Annotated in this window: 2 protein-coding genes; one reads left to right on the top strand and one right to left on the bottom strand. The window is 62.3% G+C overall.

Annotation, left to right across the window (positions count from 1 at the left end; translation table 11 throughout):
• Window positions 1–288, bottom strand: a 288-nt coding sequence (locus EPD66_RS22115) for a DNA-binding protein (protein ID WP_221931081.1), incomplete at its 3' end; no start/stop codon positions are given.
• Between the two features lie 60 nt (window positions 289–348).
• Here EPD66_RS22115 and EPD66_RS24445 point away from each other — a divergent pair.
• On the top strand, window positions 349–528 hold a 180-nt coding region (locus EPD66_RS24445), incomplete at its 3' end, for a hypothetical protein (protein ID WP_221931080.1).

The following is a 528-nucleotide window of genomic DNA, read 5'->3' as shown; positions in this document are numbered from 1 at the left end:
GCGCTGATAGGCAAGCAACTGCGACGGCGCCACCACCGGCGCCGGCACGGCCGGGGCCTGCTCGGCCGCGTCCGCCAGCAGCTTGCGCTCCAGCGCTCTCCGGGCCTTCGGGGGGAGGCTGGAAACATGATAGTGGTACTGCAGCCCACCATCCCCTTTGACTTCTCGGACTTTCCAGCCGTCTCGAGCAGCCTTGCGTGTCAGCCCACTTTTGGAGGTGGGCAGATCAAGGATGCCAGCTCTAGCGGCCTCCACTAACGCTGTGGCGCTGTACCAAGCCTCAGTCATGGCGCCCTCCCTTGAAGCCGCATATCCTGATTGCTTTCACAACCAATGCGCGGAGACGCCATGTCGTTTGCCGGATATGCCAGCAAGGCCATTGCTCTGACAGAGGAACTTTCCGCCGGGTGGTCCGAAGAGGATTATCGGGCGCTCCGGGAAGCCTTCCACAAGATGACCCTTCCGAAGTGGGATGAGTGGCGAGCAACTCAGCAGCCCGCTGTAGCTGCTTTTGCCGCTGCAACTCCA

This window comes from Telmatospirillum sp. J64-1 (genome assembly GCF_006980715.1).
Taxonomy (GTDB): Bacteria; Pseudomonadota; Alphaproteobacteria; order Rhodospirillales; family Magnetospirillaceae; genus Oleiliquidispirillum; species Oleiliquidispirillum nitrogeniifigens.
The sequence above is the reverse complement of the archived record's forward strand: the minus strand, read 5'-3'. Positions and strand labels throughout refer to the sequence as shown.